The organism is Amycolatopsis sp. lyj-112 (assembly GCF_046549055.1).
Lineage (GTDB): Bacteria > Actinomycetota > Actinomycetes > Mycobacteriales > Pseudonocardiaceae > Amycolatopsis.
Genome location: NZ_JAJPWS010000003.1, coordinates 343,956 through 368,311 on the forward strand (window position 1 = coordinate 343,956; position 24,356 = coordinate 368,311).

Below are 24,356 nucleotides of genomic sequence, written 5' to 3' on the forward strand. Positions count from 1 at the left end.
AGTCAGATCACGAATGAGAGCACCGAACGAACCACCCCCGAGGTTTGTTCACCGGGATCCCCCGCCCGAGCTCTCGATCAGACTCCCCGAACATGGAAGGCCCCGTCTTGGCTTCACACCGCTCCCCCGGCGGCCAAGCTCCTTCCCCGGCGCTCGAGAACGCACTGGATGGTGCGGTCGTCCGCGTCAGGGGTTCGCACCGGCTCTCGCCCCCGTCTTCGGCCCTTCGCGGCCGTGTCGTGGTCGCGGCCGTCGCAGCCGGCGCCTTCGCGGCCGCCGCTGCCGGGCAGACCATGAAGTCCATCTCGGACTCCTCCGACGCCGCTGTCACCCCGCTGGCCAGCGCCCAGGACGCGAGCGCCTCGTTCGCCCTCGGTGGCGGAGCCGCGGGTGGCGCACCGGAGCTCCTGCCGACCAGCCAGTCGGTCGACGGCTCCGCTGAAGCCCAGCGGCTCACGGACAACAACAGCCTCACCCAGGCCCGCGTGAAGCGTGAGGCCGAAGCGGCCCGCAAGGCGGCCGAAGAGGCCAAGCGGCCCAAGACCTGCATGCCCACCAAGGGCAGCTTCACCTCGGGCTTCGGTGCCCGGTGGGGCACGAGCCACCTCGGCATCGACCTCGCGGCCCCGATCGGCACCCCGATCGTCGCGGCCTCCGACGGCACGGTCATCGAGGCCGGCCCGGCCAGCGGTTTCGGCCTCTGGGTCAAGGTCGAGCTCTCCGACGGCACGGTCCACGTCTACGGCCACATGAACTCCTTCTCTGTCCGCGAAGGCCAGAAGGTCAAGTGCGGCGAGGAGATCGCCGAGGTCGGCAACCGTGGCCAGAGCACCGGCCCGCACCTGCACTTCGAGGTGTGGCAGAACGGCTCCAAGAAGATCGACCCGCGCCCGTGGCTCGCCGCTCGCGGTGTCTCGGTCGGCTGACGAAAGCCTTCTCTCCCCAGCACTATCGGCAACACCGACGTATCCGCCTGAAGCGGTGGCGCGCCGGGCAATGACGCTCTCGCGCGCCTTCAGGACCTCCGCACCACCCGTTCCGTGAACAGTGATTCCGGGATCAGTGACGCGTCGCAGGTCTCTCTGAAGTCGATGTGTGCCCTCAGTGCCGTCAAGGAACGCCGTCAGGCAGTTTCCGGACGAAGTACCCCAGGGCGACCTGCCAGACCGTGCAGAGTCCCACCGGGCGCCGTGTGATCGGCCGCCATCGGGTGAGAAATCCCCGCAGAAGACTTGTGCATCCGGCTGGCCGCGGCCCGAACAGCCTTTGCCGCGCGTGCCCGCATACGACGCATCCGCCAACCCCGTCAGGCTCGTGCATCCGCAGTAACGCGCGCCAGGCCGCGACCAGCCTGAGCACTTCCGGCGGCTCCGGACCCCGATCCGGTACCGCTCTTTTTTCAACACCCCGCAAGTAGTCGTGTACCCCTGCCGCGAGAACCCCAAACAAGATCGCGTCCACACCGGTGCGCCCCCTCCCCTGGCGAGGTACACCGGCCAGCCCAGCATACCCCAGCGCTTCGAACTCGTGTTCGATGGGACAGGTATACGGGAGGGGTCCGACAGTTTTCGGTTGGCGGGGTGAAGCCGCAGGTCAGAGCTACAACTTGACCATCGGCACGCTGCCGATGAGCATCAGCCGGACCTTGCCCGCGGCGCCGAAGTCGATCGTCGCGGTGGCTCGCGGGCCGGCGCCGTCACACGCCACGACGGTCCCGAGCCCGTACTTGTCGTGACTCACGCGGTCGCCGACGTCGAGCTTGAGCGCGACGGTGTCCTTCCAGCCCTTGCCGAACGGGCTGGTGCCGGACGAACTCGACGAGGAGGCGGCGGACCGGCCTCCCCAGGTCGTCGCCGCTCGCGGCGATCCACCCGAACGACCGAAACCGCTGGAGGACGACGAAGGCGCGAGCCTGCGCCAATCGACCAGTTCGGCGGGAAGCTCGTCGAGGAACCGCGACGCCGGGTTCATCTGCGGCTGGCCCCAGGCCGAGCGCACCATCGAACGGGAGACGTACAGCCGCTTCCTGGCCCGTGTGATCGCGACGTAGGCGAGACGCCGCTCTTCGGCCAGCTCGGTGGGATCCCCGAGCGCGCGCATATGCGGGAAGATCCCGTCCTCCCAGCCGGTGCAGAAGACGACGGGGTACTCAAGGCCCTTCGCGGTGTGCACGGTCATCAGCGTGACCACGCCCGCGTCGTGCCCGTCACCGTCCTCTCCGCCGTCCGGCGAGGGGATCGAATCGGCGTCCGCCACCAGCGAGACCCGCTCCAGAAACGCGGGCAGCGAGCCCGGCTCCGGCACTCCAGGGTCGACGGGGCCTGCTTCGGGGAGTTCGCCGTCCGGTCCGGCGACCTCGGCGGTGAATTCGGTGAACTCCCGCGCGACGGTGACGAGTTCGGTCAGGTTCTCCACCCGCGACGCGTCCTGCGGGTCGTCGGACTCCTCGAGTTCGGCGCGGTAGCCGGTGCGTTCGAGGACCGCTTCGAGGATGTCGGCGACCTCGGCGCCGCTCTCGACGACCTCGCCGAGTTCGTCCATCAGCTCGACGAAACCGGTGATCGCCTTGGCGGAGCGCGGGTTCAGCAGCGGCACCTCGCCGTTGACGGCCCCGCGCAGCGCCTGCGCGAACGAGACGCGTTCCCGCTCGGCGAAGGTCGCGATGACGGCCTCGGCACGATCGCCGATGCCACGTTTGGGGACGTTGAGGACGCGGCGCAGGCTGACCGTGTCCTCCGGGTTCGCCAGCACCCTCAGGTACGCGAGCATGTCCCGGACCTCGCGGCGCTCGTAGAACCGCACGCCGCCGACGACCTTGTAGGGCAGGCCGAGGCGGATGAAGATCTCTTCGAAGACCCGCGACTGGTTGTTGGTGCGGTAGAAGACCGCGACGTCGGAGTAGTCCGCCTCGCCCTTGTCCGCCAGCGCGTCGATCTCGCCCGCGACGAACGCCGCCTCGTCGTGCTCGTTGTCCGCGACGTAGCCGACGATCTTCTCGCCGTCACCGGAATCGGTCCACAGCCGCTTCGCGCGCCTGTTGGGGTTACGCGCGATGACCGCGTTCGCCGCCGAAAGGATCGTCTGCGTGGACCGGTAGTTCTGTTCGAGCAGCACCGTCCGCGCGCTCGGGAAGTCGCGTTCGAATTCCTCGATGTTGCGGATGGTCGCGCCACGGAAGGCATAGATCGACTGGTCCGCGTCACCCACGACGCACAGTTCGGCGGGCTCGAGCCCGGCCTCGTTCTCCTCGGCGCCGACCAGTTCGCGGATCAGCGTGTACTGCGCGTGGTTCGTGTCCTGGTACTCGTCGACCAGCACGTGCCGGAACCGCCGCCGGTAGTACTCGGCGACGTCCGGGAAGGTCTGCAGAAGTTCGACCGTTCGCATGATGAGGTCGTCGAAGTCGAACGCGTTGGCCTGGTTCAGCCGGCGCTGGTACTCGACGTAGACCTCGGCGACCCGGCGCTCCAGGTCGTTGCCCGCGTTCGAGACCGCCGTCTCCGGGTCGATGAGTTCGTTCTTCAGGTTCGAGATGTTCACGGCCAGCGTGCGCGCCGCGTACTTCTTCGGGTCGATGTCGAGATCCCGGGCGACGAGCGTGATGAGCCGCTTCGTGTCGTCCGAGTCGTAGATGGAGAAACTCGACGACATCTCCAGCGTTTTGGCTTCACGGCGCAGGATCCGCACGCACATGGAGTGGAACGTTGACACCCACATGGCGTTCGCGCGCCTGCCGACGAGGTCGCTCACCCGCTCCCGCATCTCAGCGGCGGCCTTGTTGGTGAACGTGATCGCCAGGATCTGGCCGGGATGGGTGTTCCGCTCGGCCAGCAGATACGCGATCCGCCGGGTCAGCACCCGGGTCTTGCCCGAACCCGCGCCCGCGACCACCAGCAGCGGCGCTCCCGCGTGGGTCACGGCCTCGCGCTGCGCCGGGTTCAGGTCGTCGAGCAGGTCCGCGTGCCGGGACTTGGCCGGGCCGTCCGCTGGGAGATCGAAGAGGGTGTTCATCGCCGGTCCACGCTACAGCGCCGGGCGTAGGCGCCGTTGCCGCCTGTCGTCCGACGCGGGGACGGCCCGCGCGGTGCGAGGATCGTTGCCATGGACACCAACGGAATTCCCTCCCGGCTCCGCGCCGCCGACACCGACCGGGAGCGGGTCGCCTCGCTCATCCAGGCCGCCGGCGGCGAAGGCCGTCTCACCCTCGAAGAGGTGGAAGACCGGCTCAGCACGGTCTACGCCACCAAGTACACCGACGAACTCGACGGGCTCACGTCCGATCTCCCGCGGCCCGCGCCGAAGCGACGTCCGGTCGCCTTCGGGCATCCGGCGGTGCGGATCCATCTCGCGGTCGCCGTCGCGCTGTCGGTCCTGCTGATCGTGCGCTGGACGGTTTCGGGCGTGCCGTTCTTCTGGCCCGCGATGCCGATGTTCTGGCTGGCCGTGAGCGTGCTGGCGCACGCGCGGATCCGCGGGGCGCGAGGCAGCTTCCGGCGAGGTGGTGGCGCCGCTGTGGCATAATGATCGGCGTGCGGCACAACGCGTTTCGATTTTTCTACGGGATCCGGACTCCGGCTCCCGTGATCGCGTAGTGCCTCTAACGCCATCACCTGAAGCCCCGGAGTCCACGGACCCGGGGCTTTCGCCGTCCCGGAGGCCGGCAGCGAGTCCGGACCGAAGAGAGGTCCCGATGAACACCACCCAGGCACAGGACGCCGAAGAACCCTCCGCGACCGCCGAGGAGATCGGTGACCTCCGCAAGGAGATCGACTGGCTCGACGGTGAAATCCTGCGGCTCGTCAAACGCCGCGTCGAGGTTTCGAAGACGATCGGCGCCGCGAGGATGGCCGCGGGCGGCACGAAGATCGTCTACAACCGCGAGATGGACGTGCTGGCGCGCTACCGCGAACTCGGGCCGGAAGGACGGCAGCTGGCGATGGCGCTGCTGAACCTGGGCCGAGGACGCCTGGGCCGCTGACGCAGGCAGATCGCGATTAGGGGGCGAAACGCAAGTCCCCCACACCCAGGGCCCCTCCGGCGCCAGATCGCGATTAGGGGGCTAAACGCAGGTCAGCGCTCCTCGCCACCCAGGCCGCGTCACGATTTCGTCCAGTGAAGCGGAACTCAGGGTGTTCCCCGAGCCATGAAGACGACAGAACAGGCAGACTGGACACCATGATTAACCTCATCGCCGTCGTGATCGCGATCGCCGGCGTGCTCGCCGCGCTGGGCCATCTCGGGTATCTCGCCATGTTGAACAATGCGGCGGGTAAGCGCGCGGGCGGCACGCCCATCTCCCAGTACGTCAAATCACGCTGGCCGATCGCAGCGGGTACTACCGCGGCCTCGTTGTTCGCCTGGTTGCTCACGAGTGGGGGAACCCCGCTCGACATCATCGCCATTTTGCTTGCAGCGGGTAGCGGTGTGACGGCAGCGAAGGCCTTGCAGTCGACTCAGCAGAAGTACCGCAGCGGCAACTGATACCGCCTCACCTGGGCGTATAGCACTGTGTAGCGCCGCCGAGGCCCGATCGGCCGCGCCCGACAGAGTGAAAGATCTGCAACTTGCAGAGTGGGTGAAGACTTCCGGGGCGTCGAGTCCTTACTGTGGATCCCGTGAAGACCCTTGCGTCTGGGTCGGGCGATGCCCGTATGACGCGCGGGGGCAATAGCCCCGCGCGTCCACAGTCGCATGCGCGTGCATTTGCTCACGAGATTGCCCGGGAGTCTGCTCACGAGGGATCCCGTGAAACCACTGCTCCGTTCGGCTTAATCGGTGTCACATCGCCGTCAGAGCCGACCCACGAGGGGGTCGCTCGGACATGAACGGCTGGGCGGAACATCAAGGACGGACCGGACGGGACGGCGCCGCGCACGCGGGTCGCCACCGGACCGGCGGCACCGGCAGCTGGACCCCACCTGTGCCGCCCAAGCGGCAACGACCGACCGGGCACGGGCATCACGCGCACGGCGAGTTCGCCCCGCCCTCCATCGGTTCCCTCCCTCTGCCGCCACCGCGGGACAGGAGGGCGCCGAGCCCCGGCTACGCCCCTTCGAGCGGCAGCCTGCCGCTCCCCCAGCCCGCTCGCGAGGTTCCCGTGGAACGCCCGGACCGCGTCGAGGTTTCCTTCACCGAAGCTCCCCGGCCCGCCAGGCAGGCGCGTCTCTCGGTCGAAGAACGACGTGAGAAGGCCGCGCAGCGCACGAAGATCACGCTGACCGCGCCCTCTCCCCGCCGTCCCGAGCCGGTCGAGACCGACGACGACGACGTCCGCGTCTACCTCGCCCCGCCGCTCGACGGCCTCAGCACGTTCGACCTCGGCTCCGTGCCCGCCTCGGTGACCCCGCCCAAGACCTGGCGCAAGGCCGCGTGGTTCGCCGCGGCCGCGTCCGCGCTGGTCGTCGTCGGGCTCCTCTTCGCCGGTTCGTTCCTGGTCGGGAAACCGGCCCCCGAACAGCAGAGCCAGGGCGGCTGGCCCGGCTACCGCGGCGGGAGCCCGCTGACCAACGAGGGCCTCGCCGGCCATCCGACGACGCCGCCCCAGGGCGGCGCGGCGGGCAACCCGCCCGATTCCGAGACCGACTCCTCCACCCGGGACGACCGCAGTTCCGCCAACTCCGCCGACTCCGGCACCTCCACCGACCGCGACGGCGGCTCCGGCGGTTCACGACCGGACACCGGCGGACCGGTCACGACGGGGCCGTCCGCACCGCCGTCGAGCGAGCCGCAGAAGCCGCCGGTGCAGCCCGCCGCCCGCACCACCACGCCCTCCCCCTGGTACGCGTCGCAGCCGGACGCGGAGACGATGGGCGACAACTCCGAGATCTTCCTCAACGCCGTCACCACCGACCCCCACGAGGCCTCCACGGTGACCTCGGGCGGTCTGCACGAAGAAGGCGCACAGGGCCTTCGCGAGCGGTACGCCGACGTCGCCTATTTCGAGGTCAAGAAGGTCAGCATCGACCAGCGCCGCGGTGTCACGGTCAACACCGTCGAGGTCACTCACAAAGACGGTACGAAGACCATGGAACAGCGCACGCTGACCTTCGGTGACGACGACAAGATCGTCGACGACGGCATGTAAGCGTTCGCGCACGTGCAGTTGTCCCGTTCCTCTGCACGTGCGGTGCGGTGAGCGGTTGTCCCTGGTCCGGGTGGGTGACCTAAGCTGCCGTTCGTCGTATCGCGACGGCATTCCGGCGACTGAGTCTGGCCGAGGGCCGCCCGCACAGGGTTACCTGACGACAGCAAGGTTCGCACCGTCCACGAGACGGCCGCGCGGACCAAAGGTGTCGGCCGAACGGCCTAGCGCCTGCCCCGGACCCAGAGCGAGGAATTTCGTGCTTGATCGACAGCGCATACGGCGTGAGCAGGATGCCGTACGTGTCGAGGACGTCATCCCGGCGGAAATCCTGAACGACACCCGCGTAGACCGCGAGTATCTCGAACAGGTCTTCCGCGAGCCTCAGAAGTTCGTCCCCGCTCGCACCCGCGACGTGCCCTCCGCGCAGCCCGAGCCCGAAGACGAGCCCGAGAGCCGCGGTGCCCGGCGCGCCAAGCTGGCAGGCCTGGTCGCCGCCGGTTTCCTGGTGGCCGGAGCCGTCGTCACCGCCGGAGTGCTCGCGGGCACCCAGCGGACCGGCCCGGTGGCCGGCGCCGCCGCGCCCGAGGTGATCAGCGGAGCCGCCGCGCTCGGCGGGCTCGCCGTCCCGGACGCCGCCGAGACCCTGCAGCAGGAGACGTCGTCCACCCCGGCGGGCACCAGCACGGTCGCTCGGCCGTCCTCGGGCACCGGTTCGGTTTCGCGGCAGGGCTCGACGTCCAGCGGAACCAGCTCGCAGCCAGCCCCGCGGCCGGCCGCGCTCGGCACCGCCGAGGAGAAGATCGACGCGGTCCGGAAGTTCTACCAGACCGTCGACGCCGATCCTTACGGTGCGATGTCGCTGCTCACGCCGGTGCTGGCCGATTCCGAAGCGGGCAGGCTGATCCAGGCGTGGAGCGCCATGGACGCCATCCAGATCCAGGACATCCGGGAACAGGCCGACGGCGCGATCCTGGCCGTGGTGACCATGCGCAACCCCGACGGCGGGCTGCTGCGGGTCACCCAGGTGCTGGAATTCGCCGACGAGACGACGGGCCTCATCACCGACGCCCGGCTGCTCTCCGCGCAGCACATGTGACGGATACCCCGCGTTGAACAGCCCTCTACCCAGGGCAATCAGAGTGTGCCGCGTGTGTGTGCGCAGAGTGAGCACCTAGCCTTGTCACGGGTCGGTCTCGGAAAACCGGCACACAGACCACTACATGTGCATACGCTCCAAGGCTGTGGCGTGCTGAAGGCCGCACCGCGTACGCGGACGACTCCGCGGCGTGAAGACGGAGCCCAAAGGGAGGTCGCGTGAGCGACGAGGGTCGCCTGGTCGCCGGTCGATATCGCATCGCCGGGCGGATCGGCACGGGCGCGATGGGTGCCGTCTGGCAAGCGCATGACGAGGTACTCGGCCGGACGGTGGCGATCAAGCAGTTGCTGCTGCAGCCCGGCCTCGAGGCTCAAGGCGCCGAAGACGCCCGCCAGCGCACCATGCGTGAGGGCCGGATCGCCGCCAGGCTGCACCACCCGAACGCCATCTCGGTGTTCGACGTCGTCACCGACGACAACGGGCAGCCCTGTCTGATCATGGAGTACCTGAACTCCACCAGCCTCGCCCAGGTGCTGCAGGAGGAGCGGACGCTGCCGCCGACGGAGGTGGCCAGGATCGGCGCCCAGGTCGCGGCGGCGCTGCACGAGGCGCACGCGGTCGGCATCGTGCACCGGGACATCAAGCCCGGCAACATCCTGCTGGCGCCCAACGGCACCGTGAAGATCACCGACTTCGGCATCTCGCGGGCGAAGGACGACGTCACGGTCACCAAGACCGGGATGATCGCCGGAACACCGGCCTACCTGGCGCCGGAAGTGGCCATCGGTGGCGACCCCGGCCCGGAATCCGACATCTTCTCTCTCGGCTCGACGCTGTACGCGGCCTGCGAGGGCCAGCCGCCGTTCGGCCTCAGCGAGAACACGCTCAGCCTGCTGCACGCGGTCGCGGCCGGGCAGATCATCCCGCCGCGCCAGTCCGGCCCGCTCGCCAGCGTGCTGGCCGTGCTGCTGCACCCGGAGATCCAGCACCGGCCCACCGCCGACGAGTGCGAAGAACTCCTCGCCGCCGTCGCGCGGGGTGAGACGCCGCTGGGCGGCCCCGCGGACGACACCCTGCTCGCCGCCCCGGTCGCGGGCGGTCTCGCCGGTGCGGGCGTCACCCAGGCGCTCGACAGCGAATCCGCCGGGCATTCGGGCTCGCTGCTCGACAGCCAGGCCGCCGCCGGGCCGTTCTACGACGAAGACGACTACCACCAGCCCGCGTCGGGGTACCCGGAAAACGACTACGACGGGTACGACAACTACGACGAGACGGCGCTGCTGTCCGAACGCGGCCACCCCGGCGGCCCGACGCCCACGCGCGCCGTCCCTCTGCCCGCGAACGATTACGACGACGATTACGACGACTACGACGACCCGCCTCCTCCCCCGCCGCCGCCCACCCGGGCGCAGACCAGCCCGGTGGACGACGACGAGTCGAAGCCGGGCGCGTGGAAGAAGCCCGCGATCATCGGCGGCGTAGTGGTCGTCGCGCTGGCGGCACTGGGGATCTGGCTGTTCAGCCCGAACAACCCGGAGACGCCCGCGCAGGTCGGGAACTCGTCGACGAAACCGACCCCGTCCGCGACGTCGTCGGCGCCGGAGACGACGGAATCGCCGACCGAGACGGAATCGGCCGAGCCGCCGCCGGAGACGACCTCGTCGAAGAAGACGTCGACCAAGGCGAGCCAGACCAAGGAGCCGGACCCGCCTCCGACGAGGACGACCCCGAAGACGACGACACCGACGAAGCCGACTCCGACGACTCCGACAGAAACCACGCCCACGACCACCCCGACATCGACCCCAGCCGGAACGTGACCCGAGGCAGCAATTGAGTTCTGAAGGTTCCATCGTCGGCGGCCGCTACCGCCTGGACCAGCCCATCGGGCGTGGCCGGGCGGGCATCGTGTGGCTGGCGTTCGACACGCGACTGCTCCGCACGGTCGCGATGAAGCGCATGTACCTGCCCGTCGGCCTGCCGCCGGACCGGGCCGAGCAGGCCAAGGCCGTCGTAGTCCAAGAGGGCAAGGTCGCGGCCAAGTTCGAGCACGCGACCGCGATCAAGGTGTACGACGTGCTGCCCGAGGGGCCGGACGTCTGGCTGGTGATGGAGTACATCCCGTCACGCGGGATGGCGACGTTCCTGGCCGAGCACGGCAGGCTGACCGCGGAACAGGCCGCCACGCTGGGCATCATGCTCGGCCGGGCGCTGGCCGCGATGCACGAGGGCGGGGTGGTGCACCGGACCGTCGAGCCGGGCACGGTGCTCCTGGCCGACGACGGCGGCGTGAAGCTCACCGACATCGGCATCACCGGTGGCGGTGCGACCGCCGCCTACCGGGCGCCCGAGGTGGCGCGCGGTGAACCGGCGACGTCGGCGTCCGATGTGTTCTCGCTGGGCGCGACGCTGTACACGGCCGTCGAGGGCGTGCCGCCGTTCGGTGAGGACGGCGAATCGTCGGAGCGGCCACCGCAGACCGCCGGGCCGCTGGCCGGCGCGCTGCGCAAGATGCTGCGGGCGGAGCCGGATTCGCGGCCGACGATGGCCGACACCGTCCGTTCGCTGGGCGCGATCACGGAGGGGCGCCAGACGGCGTTCATCCCGCCGACCGCGCCCGCGATGCCGACGGTCCGGGTGGCGTCGGCGCCGTTCCCCCAGCAGCAGGCGCCTCACCAGCAGATCCCCCAGGCGCAGCAGCAGTTCCCGCAGCATCAGCCTCAGTATCAGCCGCCGCACCAGCAGTTCCCGCCGCAGACGCAGTACGCGCCCGCGCCGGCCCCTCCGGCCACGACGAAGTCGGCCGACACCCGGAAATGGCTGATCACGGCCGGAGCCGTCGTGGTGGCGATCCTCGTCGGCGTGCTGTTCGCCGAACTCTTCTTGATCTAGCCGGCCTTCGCGGCTTCGCGGATCGCTGAGAGGAACCGTCGTACCGCGGGGTGATTCCTGGCGTGCGCGGCGACGGCGGCGTGGATGGACCGCACCGGGTCGGGGCGGCGGACCTTGCGGATGGCGACGCCGGGGTGCGGGGCGCCGAGGCCCAGTTCCGGGATCAGCGCGACGCCGAGCCCGGCGGCCACGAACCCTTGTGCCGTCTGGTAATCCTCGGATTCGACGACATGGTTCGGCGAGAATCCGGCCGCGCCGCAGGCGTCGAGCAGGATGTCGCGGCAGGCTCCCGGGAGACCGTCGACGCCGACCCACGGGTCTTCGGCGAGTTCCGCGAGATCCAGTACGCGTTTGCGGGCGAGCCGGTGGTTCTTCGGCAGGATCGCGCGATACGGGTCGTCCAGCAGATGGATGTACTCGACGCCCTTGACCCGGGGAGTGCTGGTCGGGAGCACGATCATCGCGACGTCGGCCTTGCCCGACTCGATGTCGGGCATCGAATCGTCGGGCTCGACCAGCTTCAGATCGAGGCGGACACCCGGGAAGTCCTGGCGCAGCGCGGCGACGGCCAGCGGGACCAGCGAGGCGCCTGCCGTGGCGAAGTAGCGGATCGCGAGCCTGCCGGTGCGGCCTTCCTTGAGTTCGGTGAGCGCCGCCTCGGCCTTGGCGAGCTGGGTGCTCAGCGTTTCCGCGTGTTCGGACAGCAACGAACCGGCCGGGGTCGGCCGCACACCGCGTCCGACGCGTTCGAGCAGTTCGACACCCGCTTCCCTTTCCAGGGTGGACAACTGCTGGCTGATCGCGGAAGGCGTGTAGCCCAGGTTCCGGGCGGCGGCCGTGATCGAGCCGCTGCTGATCACGGCTCGGAGGACCTGCATTCGGCGGACGTCGAGCATGGCCCGATCTTACAGTTCTTCTTAAGGATGCCTGCAGTAATTTTCGCTTGTCCTTACGCGTCGACGCGGCGAAGCTGAGCCGGTCACGAAGGAGGACTGGGGTGGGCGAGACCAAGACCCTGCTGCGGATCGGCGCGTTGGCGCTCATGTGGGGATCGAGTTTCTTCTGGATCAAAATCGGGCTGGGGGCGTTCTCCCCGGTGCAGCTGGTGCTGGCGAGGGTGACGCTCGGGGCCGTCGTCCTGATCGGCCTCTGCTACCTGGGACGCGACAGGCTCCCGTCGCAGCGGCGGGTCTGGGGACATCTGGCCGTCGCGGCGTTCTTCCACAACGCGCTGCCGTTCCTACTGTTCGCGTGGGGTGAGCTGACCGTCGATTCCGGGATCACCGGGGTGCTGAACTCGACGACGCCGCTGTGGGTGCTGCTCGCCGCGCCGATGCTGGGCTCACGGACGAAGATGACCGCGGTCCGGGCCGCCGGGCTCATCGTCGGACTCACCGGGATCCTGCTGATCTTCGCGCCATGGCAGGCATCGGGCCTGCTCAGCTGGGGCGCCCTGGCCTGCCTCGCGGCGGCCGCGAGCTACGGGTTCGCGTTCGTCTACGAGGGCAAGTACCTGACCGGCACCGGTGACTCGCCGATGGCACTGGCCGGCGGGCAGATGCTGCTCGCGACCGGGTTCCTGGTGCTGGCGCTGCCGATGGGCGGATTCGAGCCGGTGAACCTGAGCGCCGGCGCGATCGCCGCGATCGTGGTCCTGGGCATCGGCTCGACCGGGATCGCGTTCGCGCTGAACTACCAGCTCCTCGCGAGCGAAGGCGCCGTCGCCGCTTCGATCGTCGGATATCTGCTGCCGATCGTGTCGGTGCTGCTGGGCGCGGTGTTCCTGCACGAGGAGCTGAGTTTCCGGGTGATCGCCGGGATGGTCGTCGTGCTGGGCGGCGTCGCCCTGACCCGCCTCCGCCCGAAGGAGCGGGGGACCTTTGCTACCGCCCCGGCGCCAGAGCGCCCCCTCGCCGCCGCGGAGACCCCATGACCGAGACGACGACGTTGTGGCGGCCGACGGGCCCGGCCGAGCTCGACCTCGTACGCGAGTCGGGCTGGCGGGAGTGGCCGCCGCGGCTGCCGGACCAGCCGATCTTCTACCCGGTGCTCAACGAGGACTACGCGATCAAGATCGCCCGCGACTGGAACGTGCCGCACGACGGCGTGGGGTTCGTGACGCGGTTCGAGGTCGAGACCGACTTCGTCGCGCGGTACCCCGTCCAGCAAGCGGGCGGGAAGACGATCCTGGAGCTCTGGGTCCCGGCCGAGGAGCTCGCCGAGTTCAACACGCACATCGTGGGGAAGATCGAGGTCACCCGCGAATTCCGGCGACCCGCCTGACCTGCGTTTAGCCCCCTAATCGCGATCTGAGCCCGGCACGACTCCCGGGCCCCGGCGCGATCGCGTTTAGCGGGCTAAACGCGATCCGGCTAGACGAGACGGCGGTCGGACGCCCAGCGCGAAAGCTCGTACCGGTTCGAGAGCTGCGTCTTACGCAGAACGCTCGACACGTGCGTCTCGACAGTCTTTACCGAGATGAACAGCTCGGACGCGATCTCCTTGTACGCGTACCCGCGCGCGAGCAGCCGCAGCACGTCGCGTTCCCGCGGGGTCAGCAGGTCCAGATCCGGGTCGCTGATCGGCGCGGAACCCGGCCGGTCGGCGAACGCGTCGAGCACGAACCCGGCCAGCCGCGGCGAGAACACCGCGTCACCGTCGGAGACCCGCACGACCGCGCGCACCAGTTCCTTCGACGAGATGGTCTTCGTGACGTAGCCCCGCGCCCCCGCGCGGATCACGGCGATCACGTCTTCGGCGGCGTCGGAGACCGAAAGCGCGAGGAACACGACGTCCGGCAGGTCCGGGCGGACCCGGCGGAGCACTTCGGCGCCGCCGCCGTCCGGCATGTGCACGTCGAGCAACACGACCTGCGGTTTGGTCCTCGCGATCCCCGCCACCGCCTCGGCCACCGAACCCGCCTCGCCGACCACGCGTACGTCGTCGGTGATCGAGTCCAGTTCGGTGCGCACGCCGGCGCGGAAGAGCGCGTGGTCGTCGACGAGGAAGACCTTGACCGGCTCCCGCGTCTGCTGGTTCTCCGTCACGATGCTCCCTCGCTCGCCCTGTCCCCTGAGCATAGCGACCTCACGCCGAACCCTTCCCCGCCTTGACCGGCATCTCCAGCTGAACCTCGGTTCCTTCACCCGGTGCGGTCCGCACCTTGCACTTACCCCCGTGCCGTTCCATCCGCCCCCGGATGGAATCGGCGAGCCCGTGCCTGTCCGCGGGGACGACGTCGGGGTCGAACCCCTTGCCCCGGTCGCGCACGAACACCGTCACCGCTGTCGGCTCGACCTCGGCGTACACACTGACCTCGTCGACGCCGGCGTGCTTGGCGGCGTTGACGATCGCCTCGCGCGCCGCCTGGACCAGCGCGGTCAGCGGTTCGTTCAGCGTGGCCTCCCCCACGACGACCTGCTGCACCGAGATGGCGAAGGCGTCTTCGACCTCGCCGCAGGCGGCCGCGAGCACCTCGGACAGCTGGCCGCTGATGGCCTCTTCTTCGGTCTTCTGGCTCTTGCCGTACCCCGACGGCCCGTACAGCCACCCCCGCAGCTCACGTTCCTGCCCGCGCGCGAGCCTCGCGACCTCACGCGGTGATTCCGACTGCTTCTGGATCAGGGCCAGCGTCTGCAGGACCGAGTCGTGCAGGTGCGCGGCGATCTCGGCGCGCTCGTCGGTGCGGACGCGGGCGGTGCGCTCGTCGGAGAGGTCACGGACCAGGCGCAGCCAGAACGGGACGGTCAGCACGGCCACCCCGAACAGCGTCGCGAACACCGCGACCAGCGCGAACTTGACCTGGTCGATGCTGCCGCTCTGCAGGACGACCACGCCGATCCCGGTCATCACCAGCGCGACGCCCGCGACCACGCGGATCGCGGCCGACCAGCCGCCGCCCCCGAGGAACGCCCCGGCCACGCCGCCCTTCGCGCCGGTGCGCCAGCGTCTCCGCTGTGACTCGTCGGCCTCACGCCAGACGACCGCCGCACCGATCATGGCCAGCGCGAGCGGGATGGCGACCCAGCCGCTGATGAACCCGGTCAGCGTTCCACTGGCGACGGCGAGACCGACGCCGAGCGCCATCAGACCGAAGGCCTGCTGCTTCTCTTTCGGCGTCGCCTTGTCCGGCGCGGTCTCCTCGCGGACGGCCTGCTGCACGAAGACCCAGAGCAGGCCATACGCGAGGAGGCCGACGCCGTTGAGCGCGGCCAGCAAGGCGAACGCGGTCCGGACCCAGAGCACCTTGACGCCGAGGTGATCGGCGAGACCGCCGGCGACACCCGCGATGGCGCGGCCGGAGCGGCGGCGGAACATCTTGGGCGGATCGATCGGCGTCGAGGGCAGACTGCCGGGCACGGGCACCGGAAGGGGGCGCTCGATGATCGTCGGCGGCACCTGCTCGGCGATGTCGTGGGGGGCGGATTCCTGCACGTTCTCCATGGTCACACGGAGTGCACCGCTGATCCATCGGGGAAACCCCTGACTCTTCCGCCTGGGGAAACCTCAGGGACGATCCCGGATGTGTGCACCCGGCGCCGGGCGCATTCTTTAGTGCATGAGTGGGAGTGAGACACAGACACCGAAGCCGAGCCCGATGGCCGGTTTCGAAGAGACCGTCAAGGATTTCTGGCGGAGCAGGCCGGTCCGCCCGGCGCACGGCCGCAAGGTGGCCGGCGTGGCGGCCGCGATCGGCAACCGGTACGGCATCGACCCGATCGTGATCCGGGTGGCGCTGGTCGCCGCGACCGTGTTCGGCGGTTTCGGTGTCTTCGTCTACCTGCTGGGCTGGTTGTTCCTGCCGCAGGAGGGCGACCGGGTGTCCGCCGCCGAGGGCCTGATCGGCCGCGGCCGCTCGTCGATTTCGTCGGCGTTCACGGTGCTGCTGATCGTTCTGCTGTTCCCCGGTCTCACCTGGACCTTCAGCGGCGGCTGGCTGACCGACGGCACCGGGCTGATCGGTTTCGCGCTGATGGCCGTCGCGCTGTACCTGCTGCACCGCAACCGCGGCCAGTTCAACCGGCCGGTGATGCCCGCTCCGGCGTATCCCACCGCCGCGTTCTCGATGTCGTCGGCGTCGGCACCGGCCGCGACGGCGGCGGACGGCAGCTGGGACCCGCTCTCGGCCGATCCGGCCGCTTGGGATCTGCCCACCGGGTCGCCGTCCGGTGGCCTGCCGCCGCAGAGCCCGCCTCCGCCTCCCGCGTCGCCGATGCCGCGCCGCCGGAAGTCGAAGATCGGTGGCGCGACGTTCGGGATCGCCCTGCTGGTCGCCGGTGCGGGTGTCGTCCTGAACCTGGACGGCCAGTCGTGGTTCACCGTGCAGCACGTCGTCGGGCTGACCCTGGCCGTGGTCGGGATCGGGCTGGTGGCCGGTTCGTTCGTCCGGGGCGGTCGCGGGCTGATCGGGCTGGCGGTGCCGCTGGCGATCGCCGGGATGGCGCTGACCACGATCCCGTTCGAGAACTTCTCGGCCCAGGGCGGCCTCGGTGACCTGAAGGCGACGCCGTACCAGGCGTCCGAGGTGCGGCCGGAATACCACCGCTCGGCCGGGGACATCGACATCGACCTGACCAAGCTGCCCGCCGGGACACCCGTCACCACGAAGATCACCAACGGTGCCGGCAACTCGACGGTCATCGTGCCCCAGGGAGCCGAAGTGGCCGTCATCTGCGAGACCGAGGCCGGCGACATCGACTGTCTCGGCCAGAACAGCTCGGGAGTCGGCCTGGACACCGTCGACTTCACCTCGCCGGGCACCACCGGCCAGAAGATCGTCCTGCAGGTCAAGAACGGCGTCGGAAACGTGGAGGTGCGTCGTGGCTGAGTACGACTACGACAATTACGACAGCGCGACTCAGTCGGCTCAACCGGCGAAGCGCGGGGTGGACGTGTTCACCCTGATCGTCGGGATCGCGACGCTGCTGGTGTCGGGCTACGTCCTCTCGGACGGCGCGTCCTGGCTGCCGCAGTTCGACTTCCGCTGGGTGATGGCGGGCGGGGCGATCTTCGTCGGCGTCCTGCTGCTGGCCGCTTCGGTGCGCAAGAGCCGCCGCTAGCGGCGCGCCTCACGAACCACTCCCACCCGAAGGCCCCGGCCCCTCGCCGGGGCCTTCGCCATGTCCACCTGCGGGAGGACTTGCGTTTAGCCCCCAAATCGCGATCCGGGGTCGCCTCGATGCCCCAGGCGGCCAGATCGCACTTAGGCCGCTAAACGCAGGTCCGGACGGGTACGGGTCACTCCCACTCGATGGTGCCCGGCGGCTTGGACGTGACGTCCAGGACCACGCGGTTCACCTCGGCGACCTCGTTCGTGATGCGGGTCGAGATCCGCTCCAGCACCTCGTAGGGCAGGCGCGTCCAGTCCGCGGTCATCGCGTCCTCGGACGACACCGGCCGCAGCACGATCGGGTGCCCGTACGTGCGCCCGTCGCCCTGGACACCGACACTGCGGACGTCGGCGAGCAGCACCACCGGGCACTGCCAGATCGCGCGGTCCAGCCCGGCCGCGGTCAGCTCCTCGCGGGCGATGGCGTCCGCCGCGCGCAGCGTCTCGAGCCGCTCGGCGTCGACGGCGCCGATGATCCGGATGCCGAGCCCCGGGCCGGGGAACGGCTGCCGCTGGACGATCGTCTCGGGCAGCCCGACCTCCAGCCCGACGCGCCGCACCTCGTCCTTGAACAGGAGGCGCAGCGGCTCGACGAGCTCGAACTGCAGGTCGTCGGGCAGGCCGCCGACGTTGTGGTGGCTCTTGATGTTCGCCGCGCCCTCGCCGCCGCCGGACTCGACGACGTCCGGGTAGAGCGTGCCCTGGACCAGGAACTTGTAGTCGCCCTCGGCCTTGAGGTCGCGCTCGGCCTGCTCGAACACGCGGATGAACTCGCGGCCGATGATCTTGCGCTTTTCCTCGGGGTCGGTGACCCCGGCCAGCGCGTCGAGGAACCGCTCGCGCGCGTCGATGGTGACCAGGTTGACCCCGGTGGCGGCGACGAAATCGCGCTCGACCTGGGTGCGCTCGCCCGAGCGCAGCAGACCGTGGTCGACGAACACGCAGGTCAGCCGGTCGCCGATGGCGCGCTGCACCAGCGCGGCGGCCACGGCCGAGTCGACACCGCCGGAAAGCCCGCAGATCGCGCGGCCGTCGCCGACCTGCTCGGCGATGCGCTTGACCTGGTCGTCGACGATGGACGACGTCGTCCACTGCGGCCGGATGCCCGCGATGTCGTGCAGGAAGCGGCGGAGCACCTCTTGGCCGTGCGGCGAGTGGTGGACCTCGGGGTGGTACTGGACGCCGGCGAAGCGGCGCTTCACGTCTTCGAAGCCGGCGACAGCGGCGCCCTCGCTGGACGCGGTCACGGTGGCGCCCTCGGGGGCTTTGGTCACGCTGTCGTTGTGGCTCATCCAGGCGGGCTGGAGCTCCGGGAGCCCGGCGTGCAGGACACCGCCTTCCCCGGCGACGCGGACCTCGGTGCGGCCGAATTCGCGGGTCCCGGTCGGCTCGACCGTGCCGCCCAGGGCCTGCGCGAGCACCTGGTGGCCGTAGCAGATGCCGAGGATCGGCACGCCGGCGTCGACCAGGCCGGGGGCGAGCGCGGGGGCGTTCTCCGCATACACGCTGGACGGTCCACCCGAAAGGATGATCGCCGCCGGGTCCTTCGCGAGGATGTCCTCGGCGGTGGCGGTGTGCGGGACGACCTCGGAGTACACCTGAGCCTCGCGCACACGGCGCGCGATGAGCTGCGCGTACTGCGCCCCGAAGTCCACGACGATTACCGGACCGGTGGGACTGGGCACCTGAAACCTCCAGATCAGAGCAGCACGCTTCCCCACCATCGTCCCAGGTGGGCCGGGTCACCCCGCCGCCAACCCCCACGTCATTCAGGGCGGTAGGTGACCGCGATGGGGCCTACCGTCCGAGGGCATGAGCATCGACTGGACCGCCGAACTGTCCGAGCAGCTCGACTGGCACTGGAAGGAGCAGCTCCGACCCGGCCTCGACACCCTCACCGACGACGAATACCTCTGGGAACCCGCCGAAGACTGCTGGACGATCCGGGCGGATGAAAACGGCGGTCTCATGATCGACTGGGAGTATCCGGCGCCCTCACCGCCGCCGGTGACGACGATCGCCTGGCGGCTGAACCACATCATCATCGGCGTCCTCGCCATGAGGAACGCGTCGCACTTCGACGGCCCGGCCACCGACTACCTGACCTTCCCCTACACGGCCTCCGCCAAAGAAGCCCTGAAGCAGCTCGACGACGCCTACGCACGCTGGCGCGACGGCGTCCGCACCCTCACCGCCGAAGACCTCGAGCGGCCGTGCGGCGAGGCCGAAGGCCCCTACGCGAAGTACCCGTTCGGAGCGCTCGTCCTGCACATCAACCGGGAGGTCATCCACCACGGCGCCGAGGTCCTCCTGCTTCGCGACCTCTATCGGTCGTCTCGCACAGCTCGCGTTTAGCGGGCTAAACGCGACGCGCCCATACTGAGGCGAGCCGACGAAGGGACCCAGTCTTGCGAGCGACCGTCATCTACGGCGCGGGCGACGTCCGCGTCGAGACCGTCCCGGACCCGAAGCTGAGCGAGCCGACCGACGCCGTCCTCCGCGTCGTCCGCGCGTGCATCTGCGGCAGTGACCTCTGGCCCTACGGCAGCATGCCCGCCAGGGACCGAGGCGTCCGGATCGGCCACGAGTTCCTCGGCATCGTCGAAGCTGTCGGCGCCGACGTCACCACGGTCAGAACGGGTGACCTGGTCGTCGCGCCGTTCGTCTACTCCGACAACACCTGCCAGTTCTGCCGCGAAGGCCTCCACACCTCCTGCCTGCACGGCGGCTTCTGGGGTGCGAAGGGCGTCGACGCAGGCCAGGGCGAGGCCGTCCGCGTCCCGCAGGCCGACGGCACGCTGGTGAAACTGCCGCACACCGAGGACGACGACCTGCTCGCCTCGCTCGTCACCCTCGCCGACGTGTTCCCGACCGGCCACCACGCCGCGGTCAAGGCGGGCGTGAACGAGCGCACCACGGTCACCGTCATCGGCGACGGCGCCGTCGGGCTCTCCGCGGTCCTCGCCGCGAAGCGCCTCGGCGCCGAGCGCGTCATCCTGATGGGCCGCCACCAGACCCGCACCGATCTCGGCCGCGAGTTCGGCGCGACCGACGTCGTCTCCGAGCGCGGCGACGAGGGCATCGAGAAGGTCCGCGACCTGACGAACGGCGAAGGCACCCACACCGTCCTCGAATGCGTCGGCACGAAGCCCGCCTTCGAGATGGGTGTCGGCGCCGTTCGCGCGGGCGGGACGATCAGCCGCGTCGGCGTGCCGCAGTACGACGAGGGCCCGATCGGCCCGCCGCTGTTCCGCCGCAACATCACCGTCACCGGCGGCGTCGCCCCCGCGCGTCACTACATTCCCGAACTGCTCGACGACGTCGTCGAAGGCCGGTACCAGCCGGGCAAGGTCTTCGACCGGACGATCGGGCTCGAAGAGGTTCCCGACGGCTACCGCGCGATGGCGGACCGCGAAGCGCTGAAGGTGCTCGTGAAACCGTGACTCGGTCGGGTGGGTGTTCACACGGCGGACACCCACTCGGAATACCTTGTCACGTATGGACATGATCACTCCGGAACCGCGCCCGGCCTGGATCGCCGGACGCCCCGAGCAGGGCGCCTCGACGCTTACCGTGCACCACCCCTTCGACGGAAGTGAAGTCGCCACCGTCGCGGTGCCCGGCCCGGAGCAGGTCGAACGCGCGGTGAGCGCGGCGGCGAGCGTCGCGAAGGAGTTCCGGCGATCCCCGGCGCACTCCCGCGCCGCGGCGCTCGACCATGTTTCGCGGGTCCTCGCCGGCCGGGCCGAGGAGATCGCCGAAGTCATCACCGCCGAGAACGGCAAACCGCTGAAGTGGGCGGACGCCGAGGTGCGGCGCGCGGTGTCGGTATTCCGGATCGCGGCCGAAGAGGCCCGCCGGTTCAGCGGCGACCTGCAGCGCCTCGACACCGACCCTGCGGGCGAGGGCAGGCTGGCGCTCACCCGCCGCATCCCGCGCGGCCCGGTCCTGGGCATCGCGCCGTTCAACTTCCCGCTGAACCTGGTGGCGCACAAGGTCGCGCCGTCGCTCGCGGTCGGGGCGCCGATCATCGTCAAACCCGCGCCGCGCACCCCCCTCTCCGCCCTGATCCTCGGCGAGATCCTGGCCGAGACGGAGCTTCCGGAAGGCGCGTTCTCAGTGCTGCCGCTCGGCAACGAGGAGACTTCGGCGCTGGTCGCCGACCCGAGGCTGCCCGTCGTGTCGTTCACCGGTTCGGGCCCGGTCGGCTGGTCGCTGGCGGACGCCGCGCCGCGCAAGCACATCGTGCTCGAACTCGGCGGCAACGCGGCCGCCGTGGTGCTCCGCGATTGGCCGGACCCCGAGGGCGCGGCGCACCGCATCGCGACCTTCGGCAACTACCAGGCCGGGCAGTCGTGTATCGCGGTGCAGCGCGTGATCGTCGAACGCGAGGTCGCCGAAGAATTCGTACCGGCGTTGGTGGAAGCGGTGCAGTCACAGCGAACAGGCGATCCCTACGACAAGAACACCGACGTGGGACCGGTCGTCGACGAGGCGGCCGCGGAACGGATCGTGGCCTGGATCGACGAGGCCGTCGCCGCGGGCGCGAAGATCCTCACCGGCGGCAAACGAGACGGGGCGACCGTGGAGCCGACCGTGCTCACCGACGTCCCACCGTCCACAAAGGCCTGGTCGGAAGAGATCTTCGGACCAGTGCTCGCAGTGTCCATTGTGGAGGGAGTCGACGAGGCTTTCGCTTCGGTGAACGAATCCGCGTACGGATTGCAGGCCGGAGTGTTCACCCGCGACGTGCATCTCGCCTTCTACGCGTCCACCGAGCTCGAAGTCGGCGGCGTGATCATCGGCGACGTCCCGTCCTACCGTGCGGACCAGATGCCCTATGGCGGTGTCAAGGGATCGGGTGTCGGCAGGGAAGGCGTGCTCGCCGCGATGCACGACCTCACCGAGGAAAGGGTCACCGTCTTCACCGGCATCGATCTTTAGGCGGGGGTGACGGCCTGCGCGAACCCGAACACCTTGTCCGGATCGTAGGTCTTCGCCACCTGCTTGAGGCGGGTGGCGTTGTCGCCGTAGTAGGCCGTCATCCAGTCGGGCAGGGCGGGGTCGATGTAGTTGACGTAGCCCCCGCCCAGTCCGATCCCGTTCACCACTTCGGCGACGGAGTCCGTTGCCACGGAACGGTTTCGCACGTCCGCCTGGCTGTAGATCTGCACGCTCCCGATGGCTTTCCGATGCCAGAAGGCTGTCGCGTCCGGCGCGACGTCGGCGACCGCGCCGCCGAGGCCGTCGATCAACAGGTCCATTCCACGCCTGCCGGTAACTGCCGACGTCAGCTTCGCCGGATCCACCGGTTCGCCGATGATGCGAGAAGAGGCCACAAAGGACTGTCGGTTCTCGCTGCCGGAGAAGTACTTCATGGCACCGAGAAAGTCGAGTTGCTTGACCGTCTTCGTAGCGCCGGTCCTTCCCGCGAAGCTGTTCAGAACCTTGCCCAGCGAAGCGGAATCGCCTACGTAGCAACCGGAAACCCGAACTCCGACCGGTGATCCACCCGACAGGACGACGTTGGCCCACAACTCCGGCGGCGCTTCCGGAAGCCATCGCTGCCATTCGGCGAGGACCTCGTTCGCGCTACCGGCCGGGAAATGCAGTGAGAACACCGAAACGGCCGAGGGAGCGGGATCGGTACGGAAGGTGAACGAGGTGACGACCCCGAAGTTCCCGCCGCCTCCACCCCGCAGAGCCCAGAACAGGTCCGGTTCGGAATCCGCCGAAGCGGTCCGGAGTTTCCCGTCCGCCGTAACGACTTGTGCGGACACCAGATGATCGCAGGTGAGTCCGTATTTGCGGGAGAGGACACCGATCCCGCCGCCGAGTGCCAGCCCGGCGATCCCGACGCTGGGACAGGAACCCGCGGGCAGGCAACGGCCCGCACGACCGAGTGCGGCGTAGACGTCCTTCAATTTCGCGCCGGCGCCGATCACGGCCTGTTCGCCCTGAACGTCCACTGAGGACATCGCGCCGAGGTCGAGCATGAGCCCGCCGTCCGGAACGGAGTATCCGGCGTAGCTGTGCCCACCGGCGCGCGCGGCGATCGGCACACGCAGCGCGGCCGCGGACACACCGGCCTGGACGTCTTCAGGTCTCGCGCACTTCGCGATCGCGGCGGGCTTGAGGCCGTCGAAAGCGGGATTGAACACGCGTTTGGCGTTGTCGTAGCCGGAATCCCCCGGGAGCAGCAGCGAAACCTTGTTTCGCAGCGCCTCCCAGTCCGGCGGACCGGTCGGCGGTGCGACGCTGGTGCTCGGCGGTAACGAGGTCCCGGGCGCGGAGGAGGGCGTTGACGCCGGAGGCGCGGCAGAGCACGCCGTCGCGGCCGCCCCGACCGCGGTCGCACCGGCGAGCTTGAGGAACGTCCTTCGCCCCAGCTTCATGTCTGTGAAGACGTGCGACCCGCGACGAGGTTGCCGTGTTCACCCGAGCGGGTCACAGCCAGTGCGGCAACGACGGCGCTTGACCGTCCAAAGTGGATCCGTCGGAACGGCCGGTGATCCAGGCCAGGACGTCACCCGGCGTGCCGGTCACGGTGACCGGATCGCCGGTGCCCATCCGCCACTCGTGCCGCGTCCCGTCGCTGTCGGCGGCGACCACGAGGACGGACGGCAGTCCCTCGCCGTACGACCCGATCGCGCTGCTCACGACCACTTCGAACTCATTTCCGAGCAGCCCGGCGACGCGGGCGAAGTCGTAGCCGAGGTCCAGGTCGGCCAGGTGGATCGAGGCTTCGGCGAGCCGCTTGCGCAACACGCCTTCGCCGGTGATCGGCCTGCCCTGCCGGTCACGTGCCTCGCCGGTCCACGCCTCGTCCTTCAGGGACGCGGCCAGGTCCGTGAACCGCTCGCCCGAGGCGACGACGTCGTCGGCGATCTCCGCGAGACTGCGATCGGCACCGGCCTCGATCCCCTCGTCCCGCTCCGTGGCGGTGGCGTACATCGGCGTCTCCACGCCGGTCTTCGCCCAGGCGAGCAGGTTGCCGAGGCCATCGGCGTTGCGCGCGACGTGCGACAGCAGGTGCGCCCTCGCCCAGCCGGGAAGCGCGCTGGGAGCGTGCAAGGCCGTCTCGTCGAGCCCGCGGGCCACGAGGGCCCATTCGTCGTGCAGAGCGAGTACGCGGGCCAGCAGGACGTGCGCACGTTCGGAGGCTGTCACGCCCC

General features: G+C 69.7%; 22 protein-coding genes. 15 read left to right on the top strand and 7 right to left on the bottom strand.

Annotated elements, in window-relative coordinates:
• Positions 1–239: 239 nt before the first annotated feature.
• Positions 240–926 carry a M23 family metallopeptidase gene (locus ACLJRL_RS13650; RefSeq protein ID WP_410656921.1) on the top strand — a complete coding sequence of 229 codons (687 nt, stop codon included), beginning with the start codon at positions 240–242 and terminating at the stop codon, positions 924–926.
• Positions 927–1,599: 673 nt separating this feature from the next.
• On the opposite strand, the gene pcrA is transcribed toward ACLJRL_RS13650, so the two are convergent.
• A complete protein-coding gene (gene pcrA, locus ACLJRL_RS13655) occupies positions 1,600–4,011 on the bottom strand; it encodes a DNA helicase PcrA (protein WP_410656506.1) in 2,412 nt (803 codons plus the stop codon).
• Positions 4,012–4,101: 90 nt separating this feature from the next.
• Here pcrA and ACLJRL_RS13660 point away from each other — a divergent pair, with 90 nt between their 5' ends.
• The 7 genes from ACLJRL_RS13660 (at position 4,102) to ACLJRL_RS13690 (ending at position 11,072) form a co-directional block, all read left to right on the top strand.
• Positions 4,102–4,521, top strand: a complete 420-nt coding sequence (locus tag ACLJRL_RS13660; RefSeq protein ID WP_410656507.1) for a DUF1707 domain-containing protein — start codon at positions 4,102–4,104, stop codon at positions 4,519–4,521.
• Positions 4,522–4,690: 169 nt separating this feature from the next.
• Positions 4,691–4,978 (top strand): chorismate mutase, encoded by a 288-nt coding sequence (locus ACLJRL_RS13665; protein ID WP_410656508.1) that lies wholly within the window; start codon positions 4,691–4,693, stop codon positions 4,976–4,978.
• A 197-nt stretch (positions 4,979–5,175) separates the two neighbouring features.
• Positions 5,176–5,481 carry a hypothetical protein gene (locus ACLJRL_RS13670; RefSeq protein WP_410656509.1) on the top strand — a complete coding sequence of 102 codons (306 nt, stop codon included), beginning with the start codon at positions 5,176–5,178 and terminating at the stop codon, positions 5,479–5,481.
• Positions 5,482–5,821: 340 nt separating this feature from the next.
• On the top strand, positions 5,822–7,084 hold the full coding sequence (locus ACLJRL_RS13675) for a hypothetical protein (RefSeq protein WP_410656510.1): 1,263 nt from the start codon (positions 5,822–5,824) through the stop codon (positions 7,082–7,084).
• Positions 7,085–7,340: 256 nt separating this feature from the next.
• The gene (locus tag ACLJRL_RS13680; RefSeq protein ID WP_410656511.1) at positions 7,341–8,180 is read left to right on the top strand and encodes a hypothetical protein; all 840 of its coding nucleotides are present in this window, start codon (positions 7,341–7,343) and stop codon (positions 8,178–8,180) included.
• 218 nt (positions 8,181–8,398) lie between these two features.
• Positions 8,399–10,000, top strand: coding sequence for a serine/threonine-protein kinase (locus tag ACLJRL_RS13685; protein WP_410656512.1), 1,602 nt, complete (start codon positions 8,399–8,401; stop codon positions 9,998–10,000).
• Between the two features lie 13 nt (positions 10,001–10,013).
• A complete protein-coding gene (locus tag ACLJRL_RS13690; protein ID WP_410656513.1) occupies positions 10,014–11,072 on the top strand; it encodes a serine/threonine-protein kinase in 1,059 nt (352 codons plus the stop codon).
• On the opposite strand, the gene ACLJRL_RS13695 is transcribed toward ACLJRL_RS13690, so the two are convergent.
• Entirely contained in the window at positions 11,069–11,968 is a 900-nt protein-coding gene (locus ACLJRL_RS13695; protein WP_410656514.1) for a LysR family transcriptional regulator, read from the bottom strand. The two genes, ACLJRL_RS13690 and ACLJRL_RS13695, sit on opposite strands and share 4 nt — an antisense overlap.
• A gap of 101 nt (positions 11,969–12,069) precedes the next feature.
• On the opposite strand from ACLJRL_RS13695, the gene ACLJRL_RS13700 reads away from it, so the two are divergent.
• On the top strand, positions 12,070–13,005 hold the full coding sequence (locus ACLJRL_RS13700) for a DMT family transporter (protein WP_410656515.1): 936 nt from the start codon (positions 12,070–12,072) through the stop codon (positions 13,003–13,005).
• Entirely contained in the window at positions 13,002–13,355 is a 354-nt protein-coding gene (locus ACLJRL_RS13705; RefSeq protein WP_410656516.1) for a hypothetical protein, read from the top strand. Before ACLJRL_RS13700 ends, ACLJRL_RS13705 begins: the two co-directional genes overlap by 4 nt.
• An 89-nt stretch (positions 13,356–13,444) precedes the next feature.
• Here ACLJRL_RS13705 and ACLJRL_RS13710 read toward each other — a convergent pair whose 3' ends face one another.
• Positions 13,445–14,152, bottom strand: a complete 708-nt coding sequence (locus tag ACLJRL_RS13710; protein ID WP_410656517.1) for a response regulator — start codon at positions 14,150–14,152, stop codon at positions 13,445–13,447.
• 7 nt (positions 14,153–14,159) lie between these two features.
• The gene (locus ACLJRL_RS13715; protein ID WP_410656518.1) at positions 14,160–15,521 is read right to left on the bottom strand and encodes a PspC domain-containing protein; all 1,362 of its coding nucleotides are present in this window, start codon (positions 15,519–15,521) and stop codon (positions 14,160–14,162) included.
• 109 nt (positions 15,522–15,630) lie between these two features.
• On the opposite strand from ACLJRL_RS13715, the gene ACLJRL_RS13720 reads away from it, so the two are divergent.
• Positions 15,631–16,899 (top strand): PspC domain-containing protein, encoded by a 1,269-nt coding sequence (locus ACLJRL_RS13720; protein WP_410656519.1) that lies wholly within the window; start codon positions 15,631–15,633, stop codon positions 16,897–16,899.
• Positions 16,892–17,131: a hypothetical protein gene (locus ACLJRL_RS13725; RefSeq protein WP_410656520.1), complete on the top strand. Its 240-nt coding sequence runs from the start codon at positions 16,892–16,894 to the stop codon at positions 17,129–17,131. The genes ACLJRL_RS13720 and ACLJRL_RS13725 overlap by 8 nt, the downstream gene beginning before the upstream one ends.
• 178 nt (positions 17,132–17,309) lie before the next feature.
• Here the strand turns inward: ACLJRL_RS13725 and guaA are convergent, their stop codons facing one another.
• Positions 17,310–18,866, bottom strand: coding sequence for a glutamine-hydrolyzing GMP synthase (gene guaA / locus ACLJRL_RS13730; RefSeq protein WP_410656521.1), 1,557 nt, complete (start codon positions 18,864–18,866; stop codon positions 17,310–17,312).
• Between the two features lie 127 nt (positions 18,867–18,993).
• On the opposite strand from guaA, the gene ACLJRL_RS13735 reads away from it, so the two are divergent.
• Genes ACLJRL_RS13735 through ACLJRL_RS13745 form a run of 3 tightly spaced genes read left to right on the top strand, consistent with a single transcriptional unit; the run spans position 18,994 to position 22,125 of the window.
• Complete coding sequence (locus ACLJRL_RS13735) at positions 18,994–19,536, top strand: DinB family protein (RefSeq protein ID WP_410656522.1); 543 nt, start codon at positions 18,994–18,996, stop codon at positions 19,534–19,536.
• Positions 19,537–19,589: 53 nt separating this feature from the next.
• The gene (locus ACLJRL_RS13740) at positions 19,590–20,624 is read left to right on the top strand and encodes a zinc-dependent alcohol dehydrogenase family protein (RefSeq protein ID WP_410656523.1); all 1,035 of its coding nucleotides are present in this window, start codon (positions 19,590–19,592) and stop codon (positions 20,622–20,624) included.
• Positions 20,625–20,679: 55 nt separating this feature from the next.
• Entirely contained in the window at positions 20,680–22,125 is a 1,446-nt protein-coding gene (locus ACLJRL_RS13745) for an aldehyde dehydrogenase family protein (protein WP_410656524.1), read from the top strand.
• Here the strand turns inward: ACLJRL_RS13745 and ACLJRL_RS13750 are convergent.
• Both ACLJRL_RS13750 and ACLJRL_RS13755 read right to left on the bottom strand, forming a co-directional pair.
• A complete protein-coding gene (locus ACLJRL_RS13750) occupies positions 22,122–23,576 on the bottom strand; it encodes an FAD-binding oxidoreductase (protein ID WP_410656525.1) in 1,455 nt (484 codons plus the stop codon). The two genes, ACLJRL_RS13745 and ACLJRL_RS13750, sit on opposite strands and share 4 nt — an antisense overlap.
• A 52-nt stretch (positions 23,577–23,628) precedes the next feature.
• Positions 23,629–24,351, bottom strand: a complete 723-nt coding sequence (locus ACLJRL_RS13755; protein ID WP_410656526.1) for a maleylpyruvate isomerase family mycothiol-dependent enzyme — start codon at positions 24,349–24,351, stop codon at positions 23,629–23,631.
• Positions 24,352–24,356: the final 5 nt, after the last annotated feature.

What these genes read in the sequence shown, in the direction of transcription:
- pcrA (WP_410656506.1), bottom strand. Translation starts at nt 4,011, where the DNA reads ATGAACACCCTCTTCGATCTCCCAGCGGACGGCCCGGCCAAGTCCCGG.
- ACLJRL_RS13660 (WP_410656507.1), top strand. Translation starts at nt 4,102, where the DNA reads ATGGACACCAACGGAATTCCCTCCCGGCTCCGCGCCGCCGACACCGAC.
- ACLJRL_RS13665 (WP_410656508.1), top strand. Translation starts at nt 4,691, where the DNA reads ATGAACACCACCCAGGCACAGGACGCCGAAGAACCCTCCGCGACCGCC.
- ACLJRL_RS13670 (WP_410656509.1), top strand. Translation starts at nt 5,176, where the DNA reads ATGATTAACCTCATCGCCGTCGTGATCGCGATCGCCGGCGTGCTCGCC.
- ACLJRL_RS13675 (WP_410656510.1), top strand. Translation starts at nt 5,822, where the DNA reads ATGAACGGCTGGGCGGAACATCAAGGACGGACCGGACGGGACGGCGCC.
- ACLJRL_RS13695 (WP_410656514.1), bottom strand. Translation starts at nt 11,968, where the DNA reads ATGCTCGACGTCCGCCGAATGCAGGTCCTCCGAGCCGTGATCAGCAGC.
- ACLJRL_RS13705 (WP_410656516.1), top strand. Translation starts at nt 13,002, where the DNA reads ATGACCGAGACGACGACGTTGTGGCGGCCGACGGGCCCGGCCGAGCTC.
- ACLJRL_RS13710 (WP_410656517.1), bottom strand. Translation starts at nt 14,152, where the DNA reads ATGCTCAGGGGACAGGGCGAGCGAGGGAGCATCGTGACGGAGAACCAG.
- ACLJRL_RS13720 (WP_410656519.1), top strand. Translation starts at nt 15,631, where the DNA reads ATGAGTGGGAGTGAGACACAGACACCGAAGCCGAGCCCGATGGCCGGT.
- ACLJRL_RS13735 (WP_410656522.1), top strand. Translation starts at nt 18,994, where the DNA reads ATGAGCATCGACTGGACCGCCGAACTGTCCGAGCAGCTCGACTGGCAC.
- ACLJRL_RS13745 (WP_410656524.1), top strand. Translation starts at nt 20,680, where the DNA reads ATGGACATGATCACTCCGGAACCGCGCCCGGCCTGGATCGCCGGACGC.
- ACLJRL_RS13750 (WP_410656525.1), bottom strand. Translation starts at nt 23,576, where the DNA reads ATGAAGCTGGGGCGAAGGACGTTCCTCAAGCTCGCCGGTGCGACCGCG.